Genomic DNA, 25,178 nt, shown 5'->3' with positions numbered 1-25,178 from the left:
GTGCATTTTTCCGCAGCCGGAGAGCCTTCCCGCCGTCTACATGTTTTTAGAGATATTTCCGTAAGGTGCGCTTTCAGTATCCAGCATCATGTTTTCAAGCTCGTACTTGGTCATCCATCCGTTCTGTATGTAGCTTGAAGCGGTCTGGGTTATATCATAAAGATATTCCATGTAATGTTCGCTTTCCTGAATACGGTGACGCTCAACAATGAAAAATGCGTTTCCGCTCAGTGTCTTCGCCTCACGCACGAAACTGGCTTTGCCGTTCAGGCAGGCGGCTTCACGGCCGCATACGCAGTTCATGTAATTTTTGCACTCAGCTTCAAACCCCCGGAAAATGTAGTGGCACTTGTGCTCACCGCAGGAGAATTCGCCGAAAATGCGATGTGCGGATTCATTCATGTATATAAGAGTTCCGTCAGCGTCAAATATTATAACCGGGTATGTGTGCCTGTTATATGAGCTGTAATCAACCTTCATATCCGCCTCGATATTATACTTAATAAAAAATATAACACCCTAAAATGAAAAAATCGTGAAAAGAATTGTGGGAGCTTTCCGGTAATCAATAGATAAATCTGATAATGCTCCGTAAGTTTCTGGTCTTTAACTTTAATTGCAGCATGAAATAATTATGGCGTAGATCGCAATTTTATGTTTGTGGGAATCTGGATTTGTATTGAGAAGACTGAAAACAGGCAACAAAAAAGGGCTTGCCGGAAAATCTCGGAAGCCCTCGGAATGCTTTTTCAAGGCGACGCCCGGAATCGAACCGGGGTGCAAGGCTTTGCAGGCCTCTGCCTAACCACTCGGCCACGTCGCCATTAGATAAAAAAAAGAGCGGGTGACCGGGCTCGAACCGGCGACCTCAACCTTGGCAAGGTTGCGCTCTACCAACTGAGCTACACCCGCAACGGGAAGATATATATACCTTCGGGAGTTCTGTTTGTCAATAAGTAGTTTTCATTTTCTTTTAAATTTTTTTGCAAGTTATATCAGGATCTTCCTGACTTTTGCAGTGTAGTCTTCCAGGCGGCTGATATTGCGGATTACTGAATTTTTATCTCCTGCTTTTGCGCTTTCCTCAATTGCTTTTCCCAGTTCGGTTATGATCTCAAAACCGTAGCTTGCCCCTGTCCCTTTTATGCTGTGTGCTATGAAACCTGCCTTTTCCAGATCCCCGTTTTCGGCTGCTTTGCGCATTTCAGCTATTTCTTCGGTCTTGCGGGTGATGTAAGCCGGTACAAGGTCTGCCAGATCAGGGTCTATGCTTATTCTCAGATCCTCTTCCTCGGCGGTTTTCACAATATCCGGGAAAACGGAGTTGAGAAAATCCTCCAGATCTTTTTTCTTGAATGGTTTGCTGAAGTGACCGTCATAAAGATCCTGCGGAAAGTCGGTTTCTCCGGGCAGGTTGGCTGAGAAACTGAAAACAGGTATCCTGTCTCCGCTCAGGTTCTGAACCGTCCTTATTGCCTCTGCCGCCTCGTCTCCGCTCATTACAGGCATCCGTCTGTCCATCAGCACCAGATGGAATCTGCCTGATTTATACTTATCCAGAGCATCCTGCCCGTCTTCTGCGAAAGTTATTTTTACAGGGATGCTCTTTGTGTACATTTTAATGAGGTTTCTGTTATCCTCCGAATCCTCAGCTATGAGAACAGAGGGGTTGGCAGTGCGCACAGCCACAGGCTCGCTGTCCGCTTGTTTTATGTTATCCGGAGCGGAAAAACGGACAGAGAATATAAATGAGCTCCCTTTGCCCGGTGTGCTGTGTGCGCTTATATCGCCGCCCATCATTCTGACAAGCCTGCGGCATATGGCAAGCCCCAGCCCGGAGCCGCCGTATTTTCTGGACATTGACTGATCGGCCTGCGTAAATTCCTCAAATATTCTCTCTATGTTCTCCCCGCTTATGCCTATTCCCGTATCAGCCACTTCCACATGGAGAACAGTTTCTCCATCCTCCGCATGTGCATCGGCTTTTATGGTTATGCTCCCCGTGGGGGTGAATTTGACTGCATTTCCTATGAGGTTAGAGAGGATTTGCCTCAGTCTGTGCCTGTCACCTTTAACCTTTTCAGGGACACTTTCATCCATAAACATGTACAGGTTCAGCCCTTTTTCGGCAGCAGCGTAAGAAAAAAAGTCCGCAGTTACGCTGAAAACTTCTCTCAGGTCAAAGTTATCGTTCTCAAGCTCCATTTTGCCGGTGTCAAGCTTGGCGAGATCCAGAAGGTCGTTGAGGATTCCCATAAGGTTTTCCGCTGCTCCTGCTATGCTTTCCAGCTTGCTGAGTCTGTTTTTATCGGTTTCGTCTGTTTTGAGTATGTCAACCATTCCTATTACCACATTCATAGGTGTGCGTATTTCATGGCTCATAACAGCCATGAAGGCGGTTTTTGCCCTGCTTGCCTCTTCTGCGGCCTGCTTGGCGTTAATAAGTTCAAGCTCGTTTTTTTTGCGCTCGCTGGTATCCCTGATAACTCCGGTAAAGTAGACCTCACCGTCGATCATGGACGCGCTGACGGCCATTTCTATAGGGAAGTGAGTACCGTCGGAGTGTACCCCCTCAATGTCCCTTATGATTCCGATTACGGCGGAGCGTTTGCCGAAGTCAAACGAATCAAGCCTCTGCTGATGGCTTAGGGCAGCCTCATGGGGCATAAGGATATTAACGCTCTTGCCGAGAAGCTCCTCCTCGCTGTAGCCGAACATTTTTTCCGCAGCAGGGTTGAAGGCTGTTATGCTGCCGTCCTGCTTTATTATCACAACGGCATCCACGACAGTTTCAAGAATTGCGCGTATTTTTGCACTTTCTTCCTCAGCAAACTTTTTGGCTTTTTCCAAATCATTGAGAATTGCCTGCTGTCTTTCGTGGCTGTTCTGTACAGAGAGCGACATTGCATTGAAAGTTTCGGAAACAGCCGCCAGTTCGTCGTTTCCGTCTGCGGCAATGGTTACGCCAAGTTCCCCGGCTGTAATTCGGGCGGATGCATCTGCTATGCGGTAAATCTGCCTTGTGAGTATATGAGCAAGGAGGTAGGCAAATATCAGAGTGGTGCATATCTGTATGCCCGCCAGAATAAACATTTCCCTGAGCGTATCGGATATAAAGCGGGTGTAAGTTCCCGTTGCTATTCCTACCTCTATTCGCCCGATGTAGTAATTTCCGCTGTACAGATCTGCGTATGTATCAAAAGAGCCGTCATGGGCTTTGCTCACCCTTGAATCCGCTTCAAAGGGAACCGAAAGGAATTCTTTTTTCCCGTTCTGGGCTATGGTGGAACCCACTTCGTTTTTCACGCGCGCATACGCAACTTCTTTATGCTCCGAGAGGCTTTTGGTAAGGCTGTCAAGCAGGGCATAATCATTAACCAGTATCGCCTCCTCAGCGGACGCGCTGAGGAGATTGACCGCAGTTTCAGCGCGGAGGATAATTTCGCGCTCACCGTATTCCTTCAGGAAGCCGACACTGACATACAATGCGGCAGCAGTGGTCACCATCTGTATAAATACTGCCCCCAGCGCTATTTTCAGTTTGAAGGACATGTTAAGTCTGCCGAAAATCATTCACCCTCCGGGAGTATAAATGATGAGATACCGAGCCGTTTCATCGTCTCGTTCATTTCAGTGTGTTCGTGAATGGTTGTGAGTATGTTTTTGAAATATTCGGCAGTTTCATCTGACACGCGCGCAGAAACACCTACCACATATGAATCGTAATCCTCTGTCACAAATACTGTTTTCAGATTTTCACTTTTTTCGTAAAATCCGCCGAGAACCGAGCCGGCCGGATAAAGCTGTTTTTCTGTCCCTATCACCACAGAGGTTATGGAATTAAGGTAAACGGGTTTGAAGCTGATGTCATGATCGCTTAGTATCCTCTGCATTTCGTAAGATGAAACATGTTCATGGGGAGAGGCAAAGGCTATATGTTTGTTGTTAAGATCCCTGAGTGAACTTATACCGCTGGCCTTGTGGGTGATTATGGCTCCGCGGAGCTCTTTTTCATAGGGCACTGCTATTGCCTTGTAGCGGTTTTTGGCTGTTTTATACTGTGAGGCTGTCATGAATGCTATGTCATATTTCCCTGCGAGCAGCCCTGACTGAAAGTCAAGTTCCGAACGCTCGGTTCTTATGATAACTTTTATTTCTTCATTTTCGGCTTTAACAGCAAAAGGTCCCCATATTTCCAGAGTTTCCGATGCAGAATAAAGTGGAACTATACCAAAAACAATACTTGTTTTATCTGCAAATGCTGTGCTAAAAAATAAGAAGACCAGAGTAATTATTAAATATTTCATAGACTGCCTGAAAATATACTTTCTGCCGTATTATACATTGTGAACTGATTTGTTGTAAACGCGGCGTACTCTTTTTTATTCGCAGGTTTAGATGGAGATGCAGATGGGAATACCGTTATTGTCTGATATTACTATTATATTTCTTTTTGCCGCGCTTGCTTTGTTTGTGGCTGGTAAGCTGAAAATTCCTGAAATAATGGGATATTTGATCACCGGGGTGCTTGTGGGGCCTAACGGCTTCGGGCTTATTCACGCTGTGGAGCAGGTGGACATGATGGCGCAGATAGGCGTTGTTCTGCTTCTCTTTACCATCGGAATCGAATTTTCCCTTGCTACACTGATTTCTCTTAAACGGCCTGCAATTTTCGGCGGCAGCTTACAGGTTACAGGTACTATAATCGTTTTTGCGGTTATAGCTCATTTCAGCGGATACAGCATAAACAGTGCTGTCTTCGTAGGCATGATGGCTGCCGTTTCCGGTACTGCGATTATGCTTAAGGTATTTGCTGCGCGGGGCGAGGTGGACTCGCTCTACGGCAGGATAGCCTTGGCGGTTTCCATATTTCAGGACATAGCGGTAATTCCCATGATGTTCATGGTTCCTGTTCTGGCCGGACAGGAAGGGGGAATAGGCGGAGTTGCCGTTCTTCTCGGCAAGGCTGTCCTGATTGTTGTGCTGGTTTTCTTCGGAGCCAGAACAATTGTTCCCAAGATCCTTTACCATGTGGCATCCACCAGAAACAGGGAACTGTTCATGATCACCATAGTTCTCCTCTGCCTCGGTGTTGCGTGGTTTACATCCATGGCGGGTCTTTCCCTTGCTCTCGGCGCATTCCTCGCCGGAATAGTGGTGAGCGAATCCGGTTACGGCCAGCAGGCGCTGGGGGATGTTATCCCTTTTAAGGATGTTTTCACAGGCTTCTTCTTCGTTTCTATTGGTATGCTGCTTAACCCTGCCGTGGTTATGGCTAATCCTGTGGGGATAGGGGTGAGCCTTCTTATTCTGATTGTTTTCAAATTCCTTGTTACAGGATTTGCGGTCAACATACTCGGTTACCCGATGAGGGTTGCCGTTCTTTCAGGCCTTTCCCTTGCTCAGGTGAGCGAGTTTTCGTTCATTCTCGGTGCTGCCGGTGCAGCGGCAGGGCTTATAGACGCTGATACATACTCATTTCTCATAGCTGTCACTGTTATATCAATGGCCACCACGCCGTTTCTTATAGTTGCCGCTCCGAAGCTTGCTGATATTCTCTCTGCGGTTCCTTTGCCTTCTAAGCTTCGCTACGGCTATCTCCATGAGAAAAAAGAGGAAGAGAGCAGGGAACTGATAGATCATATAATAATTGCCGGATTCGGGCTTAACGGAAGAAACACCGCCAGAGCGGCGAAAGAAACGGGTATTGACTTCGTTGTCATAGAGATGAACCCTGAAACAGTCAAAAAAGAGAAGGAACTGGGAACACCCATATTCTATGGAGATGCAGCCCAGCCTGCGGTTCTGGAACACGGCAGTCTGCACAGCGCAAGGATTGTGGTTGTCACCCTGCCTGACCCTGTTGCTGTGAGGCAGGTGGTGGAAACCGCCAGACGCGAAAACCCCACGGTTTATATCCTTGCCAGAACAAGATATATAACAGAGATTAAGCCTCTCAAGGAACTCGGCGCTGATGAGATAATTGTTGAGGAATACGAAACGGCGATAGAAACCTTCTCCCGCGTACTGAGAAAATATCAGATCTCAGCGGAGGAGATAGAAAAAATAGCCTCAAGCATACGCTATGAGGTTCACGGCGGAGCAAACGGTTCTGAATCCAGAGTTGCTTATAACGAAGGTGTGTGCCTTACCGGGATGAACATAAAAAATGTTACCGTGCCTGTGGGGTCGCCTGTTTCGGGGAAAACTCTCCGTGAGCTTGATCTCAGGTTCCGTTACAATGTTTCACTCCTTGCCGTGCGCAGGGGACAGCAGGTTATGTCAAACCCCGGCAGCGGTTTTACCCTCAATGAAAGGGACGAGCTTGTCCTTATGGGGGATGATGAGGCGGTGCAGAGCTTTATGAAGAGCCTCTGATGAATGTTGATAACATACTGATTTTCCTCAGCGGCTTCATGATAGGCGGTTTTCTGTGCACACGCGTGGAGGCGTTTCTGGTTGAAAAACGCTTCCCGGAGGACAGAAAACCGGAGGAAGTCATGCCTTATATTAAGAAGCTGGGTTTCGGCGGGGTATTTTTTTCTGTACTTATCGGTGTTGTTGCGTTCAGCCTTTTTCCTCATCCTTTCATATACGGTCTTTGCGGCGGTTACGCTCTTTTTGCCGCAAAGATTGGCCTGTGATGATGTTATCCTGAGTTTTTTATTTAATATTTGAATTGTATTCTCACTCACGCCATTTATCTGTTAAGATAAATTACGGATTTGCCATAGCCTTGCGTCCGTTTTCAGAACACTTTCGGGAGAAAATCATGAAGAGTGCGTTTAAGTCATATTTTTATACTATCTTTCTGTCCGTTCTTATTATTTTTGCGGCAGTTTCCTGCGGGGACAATGTTTCAGACGGCGGAGGCGATGAAAAAGTAAGTGTGCGGCTTAAGATGGACGGACTGTTTGAGGATGCGGCAAGAAGCAAAAGAACCTCAATCGGCGGACATCCCGTAACCAGCCTTTTTCTGGATGTGTCGGCTGCCGGATGGTCGGGGCTGAGACTTAACCTCACTGACATGCTCAACAGAAACGAGAACGAGATTGATGTGGAGATCACAGCCGGAAAGATATACACCTTCGCGGTGAGCGCATATACTTCGGGCAATGTTCTTCTTTGCAGCGGTTCGGAAAGCGCCATGATCCGAGTTAATTCAGAGGTTGGCATAAATCTGGTCTGCGCTCTTCAGATAAGTGTTGACCTTTCCGCCGCTAAAATGGAGGGGGTGATGAACTTCCTCGACTATCAGAGCAACCCTCTTGTTCAGCATGTTATGCAGGATCTCATATCCGCAGTTGATGACGGTGTTAACCTTGGTGAGGTGCAGGACGCGGTTGAGGATGCGGAACTCGCCGCAGGCTCATCCGTCAGGAGCAAAAACTCACAGAGCTACAAAAAGCTGACAGCCAGCCTCAGAGCGCTGAAAAATGGTTCACTAACGGCTTTCAACGCATTTAAAAGCATGGTGAACGGTCTGGGTAATACAGCAGAGCTTAAAGCGGCTGTTACGCTTATGGAAAGCGTTCTTGCGGACGGGCTTAAGCCTGAAATATCAATCAGCCCGGCGAGCGGGATCAATTTTTCCGATGTCGGAGTCAACACCCTTTCGGGTGAGCAAACAGTGCTTATAACAAACTCAGGAAATTACAGACTGAGCATAAACAGTGTGGCCTCTTCCAATAATTACAGCTTTATCGTTAATGCATCCGGCGGTTCATCCCCCTGCGGAACGGGAACATTCAGCCTTGTTCCGCAGGAAAGCTGCACGGTTACTGTCAAGGCGCACCCCACAGCAGCAGGAATCCTGAGCGGCACTCTGGATGTGACATCTGACAGCGTTTCCGTCGATCCCGCTTCTATAGCTCTCACGGTAAACGGAATTGTTTCAGGCTCCGCCGTGCTCACTGCCGATAAATCTCTTCTGGAGTTTGATGCTGTGGCAGTGGGGATCTATGCGGAGCAGTCGATAGTTCTCACAAACTCCGGTTCGGCCGCAGCAACGGGCATCAGTACCGCATTCTCAGGCTCAGGGGCGGCTGTTTTCACTGCAACAGACAACTGCACAACTGTCCCCGCGGGACAAAGCTGCACTGTAACAGTGAGGTTCACTTCCGCTTCCCCGGCAGGGATGAAGGATGCCGCTCTCACCGTGAGTTCAAACGCGGCGGATGTGTCTGTTCAGCTTCGTGCATACTCTGTTTCAGGCGGAATGACATCTGAAATTCTGTTTAAAGACACAAGCATCACCTCTCTTTCCGAAAGAAATCTGGCTATGTGCAATGACGGCAAGGCTCACGCAGTTCTGACTTCCAGAGATAAGATAACCTACGGGTTCTTTGACGGAGACGAGTGGTATCTGAGCGACATAGGCGTGACGGTAAACGAGTTCGACATAGCGGCTATAACGGCTGACAGCGAATGTATGCCCCATATAGCTTATACTAAAACGGAAAATGCAGACCCCAAACTGTATTACGCACATAGCAGAAACGGTTTCTGGCAGTCATACGAGGTGGACAGCGCACTTGTATCAACAATGAATCAGGCTGTTTCCATCGTGTCTGACGGCACGGACATATATATATCAAGCATAGTTGAAAACGGGCATAAGGTTGTTGTGGATAAAACAACAAACTTCGGGGCGGCTTTTACCAGAACAGAGATTGGTTCAGCTCTCCCCGGACCTGAAAGCACTCTGCTGAAAAAAGATTCATCCGGCGTAATCCATATGGTTTTCAGAGATTCCGACGGAATACACTACGCTAACAGCCAGAGCGGTCCATGGACAGTGGATGAGGAGATAGCAGACGGCTTTATGCCCTCCATCGCTTTCGACGGATCAACAGTGCATGTAATTTATCATGGCGGCGGACTTTATGAAACCTTGAACAGCGGCTCCGGCTGGTCATCTGTTCCGGTCAGTATAGATACTCAGGTTATCGGAGCCCCTGTAGCCTTAACAGTTCCCGGAGGCATTGATGTTTATTACAAATACGACGATGCATCCGCAGTTATGAAAAGAACTTACAGCAGCGGCACGTGGTCTTCTCCTGTTGTTTTTTACAATAACAACATTGATATGTTTTACAACAGCATGAAGCTTGCCGGAACCAACGCTCCAAACGGCAATTCGATGGTTCTTTATGACGCCAATTCGACCCTCACCTCAGAGAGCCGTGTCGGCGGAGTGTGGGGAAATCCGGCGGCACTGAGACTTATGCTTGGGATCAATCCGGAGTTGGCATTTGATATGGAATTTGATCCTCAGGGGCTGGAGATTTACGGAGTGCTTGGCGACCTTATTGATGAAAGAAGCGGAGGGCTCTACAGGTTCACCCTGGAGGACGGCGGAATCGGTCTTGCGATGCTTGACACTCCTGAAAAATACACAGTTTCCGGCGTTGATATGGTGAAAACAGCATCGGGTGAGCATATATGCTACATCTATTCCTTGGGAGGTAACCTGAAATTAGGCTATCTGAATAATGATACCAGTTTGACACACTCCTATCTGGCTGATGCTTCTTCATATACCTGCTCTGTGGCCGAAAACGGTTCGGGTGAGGTTTATATAGTTTACGGAAACAGTTTCAATGAAACATCTGTCTATAAAACAGGTATAGGTGTGGCAGGCAGTATGGATGCTGAATTGTCTGCAGGCTCTGTGTCAATGCAGTATATTCCATCGGCAGGAAAGCTTTTCTTCAGCTATTACAGTTATTCGGATGCATACGGGCTGAGCTATCTGAACAGCGCCACAGACCAGAGCATTCAGGCGGCTTCCCATGACAGGGGTTTTGCAGAGCTTGCTGTTTCCGCGGCGGACACTCCTGTGGTTCTGTTCGGTGGTACTGACGGAACTGCGAATACATCTTTTGTGAAAATCTCTGAATGCGAAACTGATCTGAGTTCATGCAGCACCCAGACCATTTATACCCCTTCTGTAAACAGCTATATAGAAGGCATGTCCCTCGCTGTTGATGCCGATGATAATGTTTATGCCGGAGTGATTGATAACGGAAGGGGTATTGTGCTTCTTAAGGGTGTCCTCGGAAGCAGCTACACTGACACGGTTATAGACAGTTCTTCTGATATTTCCTCTGCATCATTTGATGCGATAAAGGTGCTGCTCAATCCTGTCACAAACGATATGTCCATGTTTTACCGCAGCGGAAGCAGACTGAACCACACAACAGAGGCTCTGATTCCTGTTCTTGGTGTTTCACATGTATATAAAAACTTCGGCAGTCTGACCATGGGTTCATCCTCCACGGAACTGACGGTATCAGTAACAAACAACGGAACCCAGAGAATGTTTGTGAGGGATATTAAGCTGGATCACGGAGATAATTTTGTGCTGACCACAGCTTACGGCAGCGGTTCGTGCCCGTCTGATCTGTTCTCGCTTTATCCGCAGGAGTCATGCAGCGTAAAGGTTAAGTTCCGCCCGTTTGCTTCCGGAGCAATGGCGGACAGGCTTATTGTGGAAACAGGAAGAAGCAGGGAAGAGATGTCTCTGTTCGGTGTAGGGCAGTAATTAAAGAAATAATAAGGGCTTTCCGGAAGGGAAGCCCTGAGCTTGTTGACAAATTCCTTTTAAAAACAGAAAAGTCTGTATTTGCATAAATCCTCCCTAGCCCTCCTTTACAAAAGGAGGGTGTTTTGCTTTTATTTGCAGTAACTTCCCCCTTTATTAAAGGGGGACAGGAGGGGGATTTTACAGATATAAACAAGTAGGCAACTGTGTTTGTAAGCAGTTTTGTAAGCAGTCTGATGGCTTTCCGGAAGGGAAGCCCTTTTTGTTATATGGCTATGCTTTTATAAAGCTCTATCACTTCATTGTTTTCCAGATAACGTTTCTTTCTGCCGCTTATCTTTTTTGCCGCCTCAAGAAGAGCCTTAACTGTTTCCGGTGTGTAATCCAGCCCGTGGGACTTCAGAAGGTATTCCAGAATTCCCCTGCCTGAGTGTTTGCCGACCACCAGCTTTCTCTCCATTCCCAGTTCCGCCGGGTCGAAGGCCTCATAATTATTGGGGTTTTTGAGGATTCCGTCTGTGTGTATGCCGGATTCGTGGGTAAACATAAGCTCGCCTATAACGGGTCTGTAGGGTTCTATGGCTCTGCCGGAGGCCTTGGAGACATATTCGCTTAGGTTCTTTATGCATGAATGGTCAAACCCGTCCTCAACGCCGTAAACATGACGGGAGGCCATGACTATCTCTTCCAGAGGTGCGTTGCCGGCTCTTTCACCGAGACCTATAACCGTGGTGTTGACATGGGTTGCGCCCGCTCTGATTGCGGCAAGGGAATTGGCAGTTGCCAGCCCGAAGTCGTTGTGAGCGTGTATTTCCACATCAATATCCGCTTCTTCGATTATTCGTCTGACTGTTTCATAGGTTGAAAAGGGGTCCAGTATGCCCACAGTGTCGCAGTAGCGGAAGCGTGCCCCGCCGTGCTCCTTAATCAGATTTGCGTACTCTATTACAAAGTCAATATCCGCCCTTGAGGCATCCTCACCGCCGACTGACACATAAAGTTTTTTTGATACGCAGTAGTCTATCACTCTTTTTATCTGATTCTTAACCCACTCGCGGTCTTTGTTCAGTTTTGTTTTTATCTGTATATCAGACAGGGGCAGGGATATTTCCACAGAATCCGCCCCTGCGTTTATGGAGGCCTGAATATCGCTTATCAGAGCCCTGTTCCATGCTATGATGCGGGCATTCAGCCCAAGATCGATTATGCGTGAGAAGACTCTGCTCTCTTCCTCGCCCATTACCGGGATTCCGGCCTCTATCTCCTGAACACCTATTTTGTCCAGACCTTTTGCTATTTCCAGCTTCTCATGGAGGGTAAAGCTCACTCCGGGTGTCTGCTCTCCGTCACGGAGGGTGGTATCGTCTATTATAAAGCTTTTCATATGAGCCTCCTCACAACGGATTTCCTTAGCTGTTTCATCTGCAAAACCCGTGCCATCGGCTGTTTTGCTGCCGAATCTTTATTTATCAGATATTTATGCGTTTTGGTGCTATTGTCGCAACAATGACAAACTAACAATTATTGTAAGGTTTCGGACAAACTGACAATTTTATAAGTTATTGATAATTAAGGAACCGTGGTTTGGCAGGCTTCTTGCATATGGTGATGCATAAGGAGAGTGCGTTATGGACAGAGAAACAATCAGACAAAAGGTAGAGAAACACCCCTGTTACTGTGCCGGTGCGCACATGAAATATTCCCGTATACATCTCCCCGTGGCTCCCGCCTGTAACATTCAGTGCAACTACTGCAACCGCAAATTCGACTGCAGCAACGAGTCACGCCCCGGTGTAACAAGCGATGTGCTTACTCCCGAACAGGCGCTTGAGAAAACCATCTCTGCTTATCACGCTGTGGAAAACCTCAGTGTGGCGGGGATAGCAGGTCCCGGTGATGCCCTTGCCAACCCGGAGGAAACTTTCGGCACATTCAGGCTGATAAAGGAGTTCAACCCCGAAATTAAGCTTTGTCTCAGCACAAACGGGCTGGCATTGCCGAAATATGTGGATGAAATAGTGGAGCTTGGGATCGAGCATGTGACAGTTACAATGAACGCTGTTGATCCTGAAATAGCTCTCAAAATATATGACAATGTCGGCGGGGAAAAAGGTATAGAAGCTGTTAAAAAACTTCTCGGCAACCAGATTCTCGGAATCCGCATGCTTGTGGTGGAGAATGTGATTGTGAAGGTCAACTCTGTCCTTATCCCCGGAATAAATGACGAACACATAGCCGAAGTGGCTAAAACCATAAAGGAATTGGGAGCTTACATCCACAATGTAATCCCCCTTATGTCCAAAAAGGAATACGGAACCAGATTCGCGGAAATGGAAGTTCCTGAGCCTGACTGCGCAATGCTCGCCAAGGTAAGAAACGACTGTGAGGATGCCATGGGCAGCTCGGAGAACATAATGAGCCACTGCCGGCAGTGCAGGGCGGATGCTGTGGGGAAACTGGGAAGCGTTTCCAAAATCGGCGATCTTTCCCTTGATGAACATTCCAGAACACACAGCGGGGCTGTTTTCGGCAAACTGAACGAACTCGCCGTGGCGGATGTTAAGGCGGGTGTGGCCGGGCTGAAAGATTTACTCCGTGAACGCACTGTGCGGGTCGCAGTTGCATCATCAACCGGACGTTATCTTGATTCCAACTTCGGCAAGGCAGGAAAGTTTGAGATATATGCCTTCAATGAAAACGGCTTTGAGCATGAGGAAACATTTGATCTTGCCTCTGCCATTGCTTCCTCACCCGAAACAAGGCTGGATGCCAGAACCAACGCAATAATAACAGGCCTCGGCACATGTCATGCGGTTGTATTCCGCAAAATAGGTAACAGCGCAGCGGAAGAAATGAAAAATCTGGGCATAGTTCCGGTTGTGGGAACCGCTTACAGCGTATGTCTCAAAGAGGCATGGAAAGCGGCGGAAAAAATAATCGCACCCGAAAAAGCGGAGGTGAAAAAATGATTGCAGCACCAAAACTCAGCCAGAGGGATTTTAACGGCCAGCTTATTAAAGGCACTGTTCTGGAGGTGGATGCCGGGCTCATTAACGCTTCCGTGATAATTCAGTCAGGCAAACGCACCATAAGCATAGTAATGCCCGCCGCAGAGCTTGTTAAGGCGGGAATAGCGGTTAACAGCACTGTTTTCTGCCTTATGAGCGGCAAGGATATAACTATAATAACGGATATAAAGGAATACATGGCAGGTCTTCAGAAAAAGAACCCTAATCTGGAGACTTATCTTGTGAAATAGATCTGATGATTCCGCGCGTAATGCTCGCTTTTGCGTACGGATAAGAAAGCTAATACCTTTCGACCCTCCTTATGAAAGACCGGAGTTCGCCGCTCCGGTCTTTTTTATGATAATTCGAAAAAACCTACATCCATGTAGTTTTTTTCAGCAAGCTCGGTGCAGAAACCTCCGAAATCTAAGCGGTGGTTTTCTCACTTGCGCAGCCTTCGGAGCTAAGCTCCTTGCTGCTCTGGTTGCGCTTGCGTTCCTCGCCTTGCTGCGGTACGCGCTCCACGGGCACGTCCATGTGCCTGTAGTACGGCTTCGCTCCGCACGGCGGTTCCCCAGCCGTGGGAAACTTTTGGGTCACTGCGAACGATAGTGAATAAGAGGTTTACATTACTTTACTATATAGGTTGCCCCGAACTCCGGCACAATGAACTCAGCTTCCTTGAGCCCGGCTGCTTCCTTAGCCTTTATAAGTCCTTCAATCGGTTCGTCTATCCCTTCATCCGTAAGCTGAATCGTTCCGAAGTGGCTTCCTATGCTGAATTTTGAATTAATCTCCTGATGTATCCGGACAGCCTCCTCCGGGTTAACGTGGGAGTACTGCATGAACCATCTCGGTTCATACGCCCCGATGGGGATGACAGCCAGTTCAAACCCGCCGAATTTATCTGCAAGCATTTTATCATGGCTGCCCTTTGCCGTGTCCCCGGCAAAATAGATATTGCCTGATCTTCCGGTGAGGACAAAGCCGCCCCAGAGTGTCATGTTTCTGTCCCTTAGGGTTCTTGCGGAGAAATGTCTCGCCGGAACAAATGTTATTTTCAGCCCCTTGAACTCCGCCTCTTCCCACCAGTCCATTTCGGTTACATTCTTAAACCCGGTTTCAAGCACATCCGGCACATTGCCCAGCCCGGTATATACAGCGGCATCAGGAAACAGCCTGTGGAGCTTTTCCAGGGCGGGTTTGTCCATATGTTCATAGTGATTATGGCTGATGAGAATAATATCCACCGGGGGCAGGTCTTCCATCCTGACTCCTGCGTCACGCACTCTCTTTGGTCCTGCCCATGTAAACGGGCTTGCCCTGTACGAGAAAAACGGATCAGTGAGTATGTTGAGCCCGTCAGTCTGTATAAGGAAAGTGCTGTGGTTGATGAAGGTGGCAGAAAGCCCGTCAACACGTTCGTAAGGGATTTTCTGAGGTGTGCTTTCTATCCATTCAGGCCATTCTTTTTTATTTGAACTGAACCTCCACTTCCATACATCCCATGCGGAACGTTCCGGCTGCGGGTCATAGTTATGGAATCTTTCCCCGTCAAACGGCGCATTTGTATGTGCTCTTTCAACTTTTGCAGATGCTGAGCAGCCGCTTATCAGCAGGGCAAGAAGAATAATTCTCAAGTTCATTAAATCCCCCTGAGCTATATTAATGATTTATTAACTTTGACTTTTCTTTACACAAAAAGTTTCCGGTTTGTTGTAAATTCTATATTAAGAAAAATACTGGACAATAACTATGGTTAATTGCTATTGTTGGTTTTGTTTTGGTAATACCTCTTTCCCATATACAACGTTCTGCGGGGGGTTAAGCAGTGTTTTACGATGTTTACAAATGGCTTGAACGATGTTTTTTTAATTCTCTTTCGAAGAAGATAGCAGGAAACCTGATATTTTTAACCGGCGTTTCTTTCTCGGCCTTAATTTATCTGCTTTCCGAAACGGAAAGCGACGGTTTTGTCTACTTTGTTCTCTTTGTTCTTTCATGTTCTTCTGTTTTTACATTCTTTTTCATGAAAAGCCTGATTGTAAGGCCAATCAGCGATGTCATCAGCACCCTTGATGAAATGAACAACGGTTCCAAGGATCTTTCCCGGCAGATTAAGTGCAGCTCCATTGATGAAATTGCCGATATGGTGGACAAGTTTAACCTTTATCAAAGGAATATTGCCGCCACAGTGGACGATATACGCCGTCTGGGGCTCAAAATTGCGGAAGAAACGGCAAAAACTGCGCGGAATATAGATAATTCCGCTGATGATGCTAAAAATCAGGGAGAGCTTGCCGGAATTATTTTCAATGCCAGCAGTGAAGCCACATCCGCACTGACTGATATTTCAGTGAGCACCTCCGAAATAACCGGGTCAACTTCCGAGAACCTTGAATCTGTCCGTGAAAGCTACTCGGACATGGTTAAGATTACGGAGGAGATCAACATAATCAAATCCGAAATAGACTCCTTTCAGCGAACAGTGTACGACCTGAGCCGCAATTCCGAGAATATCAGGCAGATTGTCTCACTCATCAATGACATATCAGACCAGACAAACCTTCTGGCGCTGAACGCCGCCATAGAGGCAGCCAGAGCAGGAGAGGCGGGCAGAGGCTTTGCCGTTGTTGCCGATGAGGTGCGCAAGCTCGCCGAACGCACCCAGAGCGCTACAAATGACATAAGCAGCAACATAGGCGGCATGACTGAGCTTGTAAAAAGCACAGACAGCGGCGCAAAGCAGATCGAATCCTACGCGGCTAATATTCAGAATGTCGTCACCGGAGCCACTGTCCAGTTTCAGAGCATGATGGACGACCTCGAAAAAAATAATTCAAACCTCCTCCGCATAGCCTCGGCTATTGAGGAGCTTTCGGTGACTAACAGTCAGATACACGAAAATGTAGACTCCATAAATGACTTAAGCGTTAATGTCGCCAGACATATGAAGTTTTCGGAGGAGTCCTCACACAGGCTCTGCGGCTTCACGGAAGATCTTCTGGACAATGTAGCCTCGTTTAAAACGGGCAACTCTGCCGTGGAAAAACTGATAAACAGGGCAGGGGAGATGAGGAATGCCTTCCAGAAGGAGCTTGAGGCGCTTTCCGCCAAATGCGATGTTTTTGACCGCAACTACAAGGCTGTGAAGAACACCAACCCCCAGAAATATGAAACCTCATACAATAAGCAGTTTGAATCCGCCATGCAGAAAATGTTTGATAAATTCCGCGAGGAACTGGGCTCAATATACACTCTCGGAGTCGATGCCGGAGGCTACCTGCCCACTCACCACAGCCAGTTTTCCCGCCCCATGACCGGAAATGCGCAGGAAGATCTCCTCAACAGCCGCCACATGAGGATATACAATGCCAATCAGGTTGAGAAGAGAAGGGCGAAAAACACCAAGCCTTTCCTGCTCCAGACATATGCCCGCGACACAGGGGAGCTTCTCAATGATCTCTCACTGCCTGTTTATGTCAGAGGCAAGCACTGGGGTAGCCTGATAATAGGCATTAAGCCGGAGCAGGTACAGGGCTGAAAGATTTCCGCAGCCGGGCTTGATTTTGTACAGCTTAACGGTATACAATTCTTCATGGTTCACTGAGAGGCGTATATGGTTGAAATGTTTACAGAACTGAGTCCGGTTTATCAGGCGCTTATAGCTACCCTCTTCACATGGGGGATGACTGCCCTCGGCGGTTCCCTTGTGTTCTTTTTTACCACAATAAACCGCAAACTCATGGACGGCATGCTGGGCTTTGCTGCCGGTGTTATGATAGCCGCCAGCTACTGGTCTCTCCTTGCTCCTGCCATAGAAATGGCTGAAAACAGCGGCGATACGCCCGCATGGATACCTGCTGTTGTGGGGTTTTTAGCCGGGGGCGCTTTCCTCTGGAGTATTGACAAGGTATTGCCCCACCTGCATCTTGGGTTTCCGAAATCCGAAGCTGAGGGGATCAAAACAGGCTGGCAGAGGAGTATTCTGCTGGTGCTTGCAATCACCCTTCATAACATACCCGAAGGGCTGGCGGTAGGCGTTGCTTTCGGTGCTGTGGCTTACGGACTGCCGTCTGCGGATCTTGCAGGCGCTGTTGCTCTGGCCATTGGTATCGGCATACAGAACTTTCCCGAAGGCACAGCGGTTTCTGTTCCGCTGCGCAGAGAGGGCTTGAGCAAGTTCAAATGCTTCTGGTACGGGCAGCTTTCGGGCATAGTTGAGCCGATTGCCGCGGTAATAGGCGTTTTGGCGGTTCTGGCTATGCGGCCTATCCTGCCTTATGCCCTTGCTTTTGCCGCCGGAGCAATGATTTACGTTGTCGTGGAGGAGCTGATCCCAGAATCCCAGCTTGAAAAGAATACTGATATAGCCACAATCGGAACAATGCTGGGCTTCGCTGTTATGATGACTCTGGATGTGGCATTGGGCTGAAAGGGAAAATTTAATCCATACAGATTTATTAACTTAATGTCACTTTTTGTCTTGCAAAAAAGCGTATGTGTAATATTTTGTGACGAGATATACAAGAGCAAACGTAAATATACACAAAAAGGTGATTGTTATGATTGGAATCGGGTTCGACAAGCTTGACGAACTTTCCGAGGGTGTATTCTATGTGGATGAAAGACGCCGCATAATCTTTTGGAACAAAGGCGCAGAGGAGATCACGGGCTATCTTAAGTCTGAGTGTGTGGGGAGAATGTGTTACGATAACATTCTGCGTCACGCTGACGGCTATGGCAGAGAGCTTTGCAGGACAGACTGCCCCATGCAGAAAACCCTTAAAGACGGCAAACCCAGAGAACTGGATGCTTTTCTTCTGAGCAAAAACGGGGAAAGAGTTCCCTGTACGGTGAACATAAAACCGCTTTATGACTCAACCGGAGCCATAAGGGGGGCAACAGAAAACTTCAGTATTCGGTAACATACTGAAACATTTCCGTTTCATCAAACAGTTATAATCCTTCGAAACTTACGGAGGATTATATATGCTTGAAACCGTTGCTGTGGTGCTGGGCATTGTTCATGCAATAACTATGCTTATCTTTGTTCCGGTCTGGAATGTGCTTGCCAAGCTTAACAAAAGTATTGGCGGCGTTAAGGATGCATTGCAGGATCTCAAACTTCATATATCTGAAAAATATTCCACAAAAGATGACTTCTACCGTCTTGAAAGGCAGTGTGAGGAGGCTGTGCAGCGCGCCCATGAAAGAATAGACGCGCTGACCGGCAAGTGGTGAGGCTTAATCCTCACCGTTATAGAATCTCCATTTCTTTTCGAGTATAAGCCTTGAGCCCCTGCGGAAGGTAAGGTAAGACCACGCCCACTGCGACACAACAAGGAAGCGGTTTTTAAACCCTGCCAGATAGTATATGTGAACCAGAAGCCAAGCAACCCATGCAGGGAAGCCTGTGAGGCGCATTATTCCGAATTCGGTTATGGCCTTGCTCCGGCCAATGGTGGCCATCTGTCCTTTGTCTCTGTATTTGAAGGACTTTCTGGGCTTCCCCTTAATCTCTTTCTCTATGAGATCCGCAAGGTAGTTCCCCTGCTGCATGGCAACGGGAGCTATGCCTGGCAGCGGTTTGCCCTCATCATCCGGAAAACAGGCGCAGTCACCCGCAGCGAATATATCCGGATGCCCCGGAAGGCTCAGGTCGGCTGTGACTGCTATGCGGTTCATTCTGTCCTTTTCCACAGTAAAGTCAGTATCAACCGAGTTTGCCTTAACCCCTGCCGCCCAGAGAACAGCCGTTGTCTCTATCCTTTCGTTGCCCACATTCAGGCCGTTTTCGTCTATGTTTGTCACTATGCTGTTTGTCCACACCTGAACACCAAGCTGCTCAAGGGATCTTGTGGCCCATGCTGAAAGCTTCTTGCTGAATGAGGGGAGGATGCGGTTTCCGCCCTCAATGAGTATTACCCTTGTGAGTTTTGCATCAATATTTTTAAAGTCACGCGCGAGGGTGTAGCGGCTCATTTCTCCGATTGCTCCCGCCAGTTCAACCCCGGTGGGACCGCCGCCGACAACTGCGAAGGTGAGATATTTTTTTTGAAGGCTCCGGTCGGATGTTTTCTCAGCGTTTTCAAAGGCAGAAAGAACGCGCCTGCGTATTTCTGTGGCTTGTTCAAGGGTTTTTAGTCCCGGAGCATGCTGCTCCCAGTGTTCATTGCCGAAATAGGTATGTTTTGCGCCGCAGGCTATGATAAGGTAGTCATACTGCAAATCGCCGAAGTCCGTGACGACCTTCTTTTCCGCGGAATTGATGCGGAGAACCTTTCCCTGCACCACCTTGATATTGTCGTATTTAGCGAGCAGGCTTCTGACCGGAACTGCAATATCCGCCGGGTTGAGCCCCGCCATTGCCACCTGATAAAGCAGCGGCTGGAAAAGATGATGGTTGGCTTTATCTATGAGAGTCACATCCGCGTCTTTAACATTGCCGAGACCTTTGGCAGTATTTAACCCGGCGAACCCGCCGCCGATAATAATGATTTTTTTCATGTCTTCCTCCGGATGCAAAAGAGACAAAGCTAATGTATGCCGCTGATAATTAGTTATTTATTTTTGCAGGTCAAGGGTTTATTTTGGTTTTTTTAATGTTCTTTATCTTGATATAATATCACAGTGTTATACATATTATGAGGTTTTTTGATGTTTATTTATGAACAAATACTGAAAAACGTTGCCGGCGAACTGGGAGAGGTGAAGTCGGATGCCTGTCTGGGCAGGGCGGCGCAAAAGGCGGCGGAAGCCGCGGAAGAGATAATAAACGCTGAAAAGGATAAGACTTCGTTTGAATTGATTGCATGCAAGGTGGGGTGTGCCCACTGCTGCGTTGTTTATATTACCGTGCTTTTTCCGGAAGCTGTCAATATTGCCCGTTATCTGGAGAGGGGAGGGGAAGGGGATAAATTTATTCCTCTTCTTGAAAACAGAGTAAGGGAAACAATGTGGACTGATGAGCAGGACTGGAGCCTGCTTGGTAAAAAGTGCATTTTTCTGGATGAGAGCGGCGCATGTTCGGTTTATCCGGTGCGCCCGCTGCTTTGCAGGGCTGTGACCTCTGTTTCCGCTGAGGACTGCCATGAGGCGCTTGCGTCAAGGATCATGGGAGAGGAGACTCCCGTGCTGATGAATCTCACAGTGAAAAAGGCATACGAGCAGGGATTCAGGGCGCTGGCGGACGGAATGAGCGGGGCAGGCATGGACAGCGCAGGGCTTGAGCTCACCCGCGCCGTGCTTTTCGCTCTGAAAAATAATGACATAGCCCGAAGGCTGAAAAACGGGGAGAAGATACGCCCCTTTTAAGCTGCAATATAAAGCGCCAGCCCTCCGGCTGCGAGGGCTGTTACGAATACAGCCATGACCCTGAGCCCGATCAGCCTGTTGGAAATGAACAGCACAAGAAACCCCTTGAGCAGCGTGTTTGTGGCTGCAGCGGTCATTATTGCCATTGATGCCGTGGTATGGCTGAGGCCTTCGTGGGCCAGCCTTGCCATTGAGATTGTTATGGCATCCACATCCGTGAGCCCGGAGAAGAAAGCAAGCACGATTATGCCCGCATCGCCGAAGGATTCCTTAATAAATTGCGAGAAAAGCAGAATTACGGAGATCAGGGTGGCGAATTTCAGCGCCGGTTTTATCTGAAACGGGTTGCTGAGCGGCGGAACATCCGCTTTTACCTCTTTATCACGCGAGCGTGTGAGCCAGAAGAAGGCCATGCCGAGATAAACTGTCAGGCCGCTTACAACAAGGGGAACTGCCACAAGTTTCAGAAGTTCCTTATTTACGACAGAGACCTCTATGAGCATTCTGGGAAACATGGTTCCGCAGGCTATGAGTATTCCTGCGGAGAAAACCCTTTTAAGCTGTGAGTGCTTGCCCAGTCTGGAGAAGGAGAGGGTAAGCGCTGTTGAGGAGACGAGACCGCCGAGGATTCCTGTTATCATAATCCCTTTGCCGGCTCCGGCTATGCGTATGGCGAAATATCCCGCAAACGACATCCCGGTTATCAGCACCACAAACCACCACACCTCATAAGGGTTCAGTGCGGCGTAAGGGCCGTAGCCTTTGTCAGGCAGAACAGGCAGGAGCACAACTGAGATAAGCAGAAGCTTGAGCGTGGCGTGTATTTCCTTTGCCTCTAGTTTTTTTACCCATTGGTAAACAACAGGCTTCATACTCAGGATCACTGCTGTAACCACTGCGATGGATGAGGCTATTGTCATGAAGCCGAGGGAGGAAAGAATGCCTAGGCAGAAGGTTATGGCGGCGGCAATAACCGTGGTTATCCCGACCCCGTGAGGGCGGCCGCAGTCGCTGACGTGAACGGCGGTCAGGAGGACTGTAACCGCGGCAAAGGCTATGCCCGCAATGAGCAGGTTATCGTAAGTGTTGCTTATAAAGCCTATTATGCCGCCCAGAAGGCCTATCAGCCCGAAGGTGCGCAAACCGAAAAAGGGCGAGGACTCACCGTCTATGACTTCTCGCCAGCCTCTTTCAAGCCCGATGAGAAGCCCCAGAGCAAGGGACAGAAACAAAGGGATAAACTCGTTCATGCAAGCACCTTCATTAATATATTTAATAATACTTTAGCTTATTTTATAAAGGATAACAAATGAAGAAATCCGAAAAAGAGGACAGAATCAGTCCAGAACTTTCAGGCTGACGTTGTTGCGGCCTGCGTCTTTTGCCTTGTAAAGCTCTTCATCGGCGGCTTTGTATATGGTGTCCATATCGAACTTGGTGTATTTTGACAGATTAATGCATATTCCGCCGAAGGATGAGGTCACATAGTCTGATGCGGTGTTGCCTGTGTGTTCGATCCTGAGGCTTTCCACCGCGCTGCGGATCTTTTCCAGAAAAGCGGCACTTTTTTCACCGTCCAGTCCGCTGAAAAGGAGGCCGAACTCTTCTCCGCCAAGGCGGAAGCTGTAGTCTGAGCTTCTGAGCATAAAGCCTTTTATGCAGTGGGCAATAGTTTTCAGCACCATATCCCCGCGGGTGTGCCCGTATGTATCGTTGTACTCCTTGAACTTGTCCACATCAAGCAGGATGAATGTAAGAAACTTACTGTCACGGCGGACTCTTTTAAGCTCGGCATTAAGCACTGTGTTAAAGAAGCGCCTGTTGTGCAGCCCTGTCAGTTCATCGGTAAGGGAGAGTTCTTCCACTTTTTTCCTGTCTGTTATGTCCTGCCTGATGGAGAGCATGCCTATAACTGTGCCTTCGGAATCAAATTTCGGGGAGACAGTGGCTTTGATCCAGTAGAGCTCTCCGTTTTTGCGCTTGTTTCTTATCTCTCCTGTCCATTTCTCACCGGACAGAACCATAAAGCGTATGTCATCTGATGTGGGCGGGTCATTTCTGTCATATTTGAGGTCGTTGTGTTTTTTACCGATCAGTTCTTCTTTGCTGTAGCCGGATATGCGGCAGAAGGCTTCGCTCACTGAGGTTATCAGCCCCTTCTTATCAGTCTCGGACACTATGACGTTTTCGTCTATTATATCAACATACTCATTCAGCTTAGCGTATGCGTTTTTAAGCTCATACTGTGCCTTCCGCATTGCTGTTATATCCTGAACCGTTCCGGTTATAACTTTCTCACCGTCCTTCAGAACGGATGTTACAGCCTTAGCGAAGACCCACTTCTCCTGCCCGCCGGAGTCTCTCACTTTGTATTCCGTCTCAAAGGGTATGTTTTTTCTGGAGAGATCCTGAAGGTGCTTTTTAAGCCTGTTGCGGTCATTTTCGTGAACTCTCTCCAGAAAACTTTCCAGATCAAGTTCCTGTCCTTCCCTGATTCCGTGGATAGTGTAGAACATTCTGGAGAGCCAGAGTCTGCCTGAATACGGGTTCCACTCCCAGTTGCCTATGTTTGAGATGGTCTGGGCGTTCTCAAGGCTTGCCCTTGTTTTTATCAGCTCATCGTGGAGCTCTTTTCTTGTGGTTATATCACTGAATGTGGCGGCAGTTTTATCCACCCTGTCCGCGTTTCCGGTGAAGAGAGGCATTACGTTCACAAGAAACCAGCTTGTATTCCCGTCATTTTTTTTCAGACCTATCACACTGTCCACAGAGGGCTTTCCGTTTGTTCTGCAAGCTGCTATAGGCGGACAGAAACTTCCGGTTATTCTGTCCTCCTCGTCCACAAATTTCAGCCCGACCGATTCCAGAGTTCTGCCTATGATACCAGTGTCGCCTATGCCGAACATCTCCCGCAGGCTGGCGTTTATGCCTATTATACGCCCCTGACCGTCCTGAAGCAGCACACCCTCGCGCATAACGGCAATAACGGTTTTAAAGCGTTTTTCTGTTTCCTGTCTCTCTTCTGTCTCTTTCAGAAGAGCGATATGCTTTTCTTCCAGACGTTTTTCAAACTCCACCCTTTCGTCAATCATTCGGTTGGCATATTCGGCAAGGATTTTAAATTCAGTGAAAAACAGTTCATCCGATGTTATTCTGGCGTTTTCATCCCTTCCGCGTTCAAAGAAAAGCATGAATGAGCCGAAGCTCCTCTTTATTCTGTCGGATATTCTGCGGGCGATTACCGAGATTATTATGAGTATGATGAAAAGTACGCCTATTGTCTGTATTATGCTGTTTCTGGTCCGCTCGGCAATCACGTTTCTTTCTGCCTGATATTCTGCTTCTATATCATCAATATACAGGCCGGTTCCGTAAATTACGTTCAGTTCCCTGTCTGTTGTGAAGTAGGATATTTTATTGAGCGGCTTACCGCCTTTGGTTTTCGGATACAGGTAGGAGTAAAAAGTGTGATCCTCTTTTTCGAGAGCTTCTTTTATTTCAAGGTACGGATATTTTCCGGTGGAATCCTGAAATTTTTCAAAATACAAAGGAGGCTCGTATAAGGTTCCGAAGTTTGCATGAAGATAACCGTCAAAATCAGCTACTATGAAATAACCGTCCTGCCCCAGTGTCATATGTGCCAGTGCGCGGAGTATCTTTTCACGCATTTGGCTGATGAATGCTTCCCTGTTCAGCTGCACACCTATTATCAGGCCTGATTTTTCTTCGTAAGCGGCGGATGCTGTCATGCTGTAAGGCGCCCGTTCTTCTTTCGGAGCGCTTGTGAAGCGGATATTAGCCCTGAACCCTGTAAGAGCATTCCGGTACAGTGTTTCATAGGGGTTCAGACCGTCTGCATCAGTGTATGACAGTGCATGGCTGCCTGTGAGTTCAGGCATTGAGGAGTGAGCGAGAAATGTTCCCTCCCTGTCCATTATAAAAATATCCGTATGGAGGTTTATGGCGAGGGAGACAAGGGTGTTTACCAATCGTTCACGCTGTTCGTATTCAGCTATTTTCTGGGCTGTAACAAGAATATTTCCGAGATTTGAGGATGTGAATCTGCCTATTTCGTCTTCTGTGCGCCCTTTTTCAAAGTCCACGAAAGCCTTAACTTCGTCCACCTGAGTGCGGATAAGTTCTTTTCTGCTGTTAATCTGTGTTGTTTTCAGCGCCGCGGTTTCTTCCCCGAAGCGCTGGTTTATCTCCTTTACCCACAAAAAACCTATGGTAACGACTGTGACAACAGCCGCAGTGAACGCTGATAAAAATATCTGTTCAGATAGGTTTTTGAATTTAAGCATCGG

Annotated in this window: 18 protein-coding genes and 2 tRNA genes; 10 read left to right on the top strand and 10 right to left on the bottom strand. The window is 47.9% G+C overall.

Annotation, left to right across the window (positions count from 1 at the left end; all coding sequences use genetic code 11):
• Positions 1-36 precede the first annotated feature (36 nt).
• The 5 genes from OSQ85_RS04865 to OSQ85_RS04845 all read right to left on the bottom strand — a co-directional run bounded on the left by OSQ85_RS04865 (position 37) and on the right by OSQ85_RS04845 (position 4,307).
• Positions 37-480 carry a PAS domain-containing protein gene (locus tag OSQ85_RS04865; RefSeq protein WP_265821693.1) on the bottom strand — a complete coding sequence of 148 codons (444 nt, stop codon included), beginning with the start codon at positions 478-480 and terminating at the stop codon, positions 37-39.
• Positions 481-752: 272 nt separating this feature from the next.
• A tRNA-Cys gene (locus OSQ85_RS04860) sits at positions 753-823 on the bottom strand.
• A gap of 16 nt (positions 824-839) precedes the next feature.
• A tRNA-Gly gene (locus OSQ85_RS04855) sits at positions 840-912 on the bottom strand.
• A gap of 78 nt (positions 913-990) precedes the next feature.
• The gene (locus OSQ85_RS04850) at positions 991-3,573 is read right to left on the bottom strand and encodes an ATP-binding protein (RefSeq protein ID WP_265821692.1); all 2,583 of its coding nucleotides are present in this window, start codon (positions 3,571-3,573) and stop codon (positions 991-993) included.
• A complete protein-coding gene (locus OSQ85_RS04845) occupies positions 3,570-4,307 on the bottom strand; it encodes a PhnD/SsuA/transferrin family substrate-binding protein (RefSeq protein ID WP_265821691.1) in 738 nt (245 codons plus the stop codon). Before OSQ85_RS04845 ends, OSQ85_RS04850 begins: the two co-directional genes overlap by 4 nt.
• A 103-nt stretch (positions 4,308-4,410) precedes the next feature.
• Between OSQ85_RS04845 and OSQ85_RS04840 the strand changes: the two genes are divergently transcribed.
• The 3 genes from OSQ85_RS04840 to OSQ85_RS04830 all read left to right on the top strand — a co-directional run bounded on the left by OSQ85_RS04840 (position 4,411) and on the right by OSQ85_RS04830 (position 10,546).
• Entirely contained in the window at positions 4,411-6,378 is a 1,968-nt protein-coding gene (locus tag OSQ85_RS04840; RefSeq protein WP_265821690.1) for a monovalent cation:proton antiporter family protein, read from the top strand.
• The gene (locus tag OSQ85_RS04835) at positions 6,378-6,644 is read left to right on the top strand and encodes a hypothetical protein (protein WP_265821689.1); all 267 of its coding nucleotides are present in this window, start codon (positions 6,378-6,380) and stop codon (positions 6,642-6,644) included. The genes OSQ85_RS04840 and OSQ85_RS04835 overlap by 1 nt, the downstream gene beginning before the upstream one ends.
• A 128-nt stretch (positions 6,645-6,772) precedes the next feature.
• Complete coding sequence (locus tag OSQ85_RS04830; RefSeq protein ID WP_265821688.1) at positions 6,773-10,546, top strand: choice-of-anchor D domain-containing protein; 3,774 nt, start codon at positions 6,773-6,775, stop codon at positions 10,544-10,546.
• A 265-nt stretch (positions 10,547-10,811) separates the two neighbouring features.
• Here the strand turns inward: OSQ85_RS04830 and nifV are convergent, their stop codons facing one another.
• Complete coding sequence (nifV, locus tag OSQ85_RS04825; protein WP_265821687.1) at positions 10,812-11,930, bottom strand: homocitrate synthase; 1,119 nt, start codon at positions 11,928-11,930, stop codon at positions 10,812-10,814.
• 244 nt (positions 11,931-12,174) lie between these two features.
• On the opposite strand from nifV, the gene nifB reads away from it, so the two are divergent.
• Positions 12,175-13,515, top strand: coding sequence for a nitrogenase cofactor biosynthesis protein NifB (gene nifB / locus OSQ85_RS04820; protein ID WP_265821686.1), 1,341 nt, complete (start codon positions 12,175-12,177; stop codon positions 13,513-13,515).
• Positions 13,512-13,805, top strand: coding sequence for a hypothetical protein (locus OSQ85_RS04815; RefSeq protein WP_265821685.1), 294 nt, complete (start codon positions 13,512-13,514; stop codon positions 13,803-13,805). The genes nifB and OSQ85_RS04815 overlap by 4 nt, the downstream gene beginning before the upstream one ends.
• A 378-nt stretch (positions 13,806-14,183) precedes the next feature.
• On the opposite strand, the gene OSQ85_RS04810 is transcribed toward OSQ85_RS04815, so the two are convergent.
• Positions 14,184-15,200 (bottom strand): MBL fold metallo-hydrolase, encoded by a 1,017-nt coding sequence (locus OSQ85_RS04810; protein WP_265821683.1) that lies wholly within the window; start codon positions 15,198-15,200, stop codon positions 14,184-14,186.
• Positions 15,201-15,385: 185 nt separating this feature from the next.
• Between OSQ85_RS04810 and OSQ85_RS04805 the strand changes: the two genes are divergently transcribed.
• The 4 genes from OSQ85_RS04805 (at position 15,386) to OSQ85_RS04790 (ending at position 18,798) form a co-directional block, all read left to right on the top strand.
• Positions 15,386-17,098 carry a methyl-accepting chemotaxis protein gene (locus OSQ85_RS04805; RefSeq protein WP_265821682.1) on the top strand — a complete coding sequence of 571 codons (1,713 nt, stop codon included), beginning with the start codon at positions 15,386-15,388 and terminating at the stop codon, positions 17,096-17,098.
• A 75-nt stretch (positions 17,099-17,173) separates the two neighbouring features.
• Positions 17,174-17,989, top strand: a complete 816-nt coding sequence (locus OSQ85_RS04800; RefSeq protein WP_322874084.1) for a ZIP family metal transporter — start codon at positions 17,174-17,176, stop codon at positions 17,987-17,989.
• 130 nt (positions 17,990-18,119) lie between these two features.
• On the top strand, positions 18,120-18,482 hold the full coding sequence (locus tag OSQ85_RS04795; RefSeq protein ID WP_265821680.1) for a PAS domain-containing protein: 363 nt from the start codon (positions 18,120-18,122) through the stop codon (positions 18,480-18,482).
• 64 nt (positions 18,483-18,546) lie between these two features.
• Positions 18,547-18,798 (top strand): hypothetical protein, encoded by a 252-nt coding sequence (locus tag OSQ85_RS04790; RefSeq protein ID WP_265821678.1) that lies wholly within the window; start codon positions 18,547-18,549, stop codon positions 18,796-18,798.
• Between the two features lie 3 nt (positions 18,799-18,801).
• On the opposite strand, the gene OSQ85_RS04785 is transcribed toward OSQ85_RS04790, so the two are convergent.
• Positions 18,802-20,064, bottom strand: a complete 1,263-nt coding sequence (locus OSQ85_RS04785) for an NAD(P)/FAD-dependent oxidoreductase (protein ID WP_265821676.1) — start codon at positions 20,062-20,064, stop codon at positions 18,802-18,804.
• Positions 20,065-20,214: 150 nt separating this feature from the next.
• On the opposite strand from OSQ85_RS04785, the gene OSQ85_RS04780 reads away from it, so the two are divergent.
• On the top strand, positions 20,215-20,871 hold the full coding sequence (locus OSQ85_RS04780) for a YkgJ family cysteine cluster protein (protein ID WP_265821675.1): 657 nt from the start codon (positions 20,215-20,217) through the stop codon (positions 20,869-20,871).
• Here the strand turns inward: OSQ85_RS04780 and OSQ85_RS04775 are convergent.
• Together OSQ85_RS04775 and OSQ85_RS04770 are read right to left on the bottom strand one after the other, a co-directional pair.
• Positions 20,868-22,121, bottom strand: a complete 1,254-nt coding sequence (locus tag OSQ85_RS04775) for an MgtC/SapB family protein (protein ID WP_265821672.1) — start codon at positions 22,119-22,121, stop codon at positions 20,868-20,870. The two genes, OSQ85_RS04780 and OSQ85_RS04775, sit on opposite strands and share 4 nt — an antisense overlap.
• Positions 22,122-22,208: 87 nt before the next feature.
• Positions 22,209-25,175 (bottom strand): diguanylate cyclase, encoded by a 2,967-nt coding sequence (locus tag OSQ85_RS04770; RefSeq protein WP_265821671.1) that lies wholly within the window; start codon positions 25,173-25,175, stop codon positions 22,209-22,211.
• Positions 25,176-25,178: the final 3 nt, after the last annotated feature.

This window comes from Geovibrio ferrireducens (assembly GCF_026226615.1).
Taxonomy (GTDB): domain Bacteria; phylum Chrysiogenota; class Deferribacteres; order Deferribacterales; family Geovibrionaceae; genus Geovibrio; species Geovibrio ferrireducens.
This window is presented reverse-complemented; position numbering and strand designations above follow the sequence as displayed.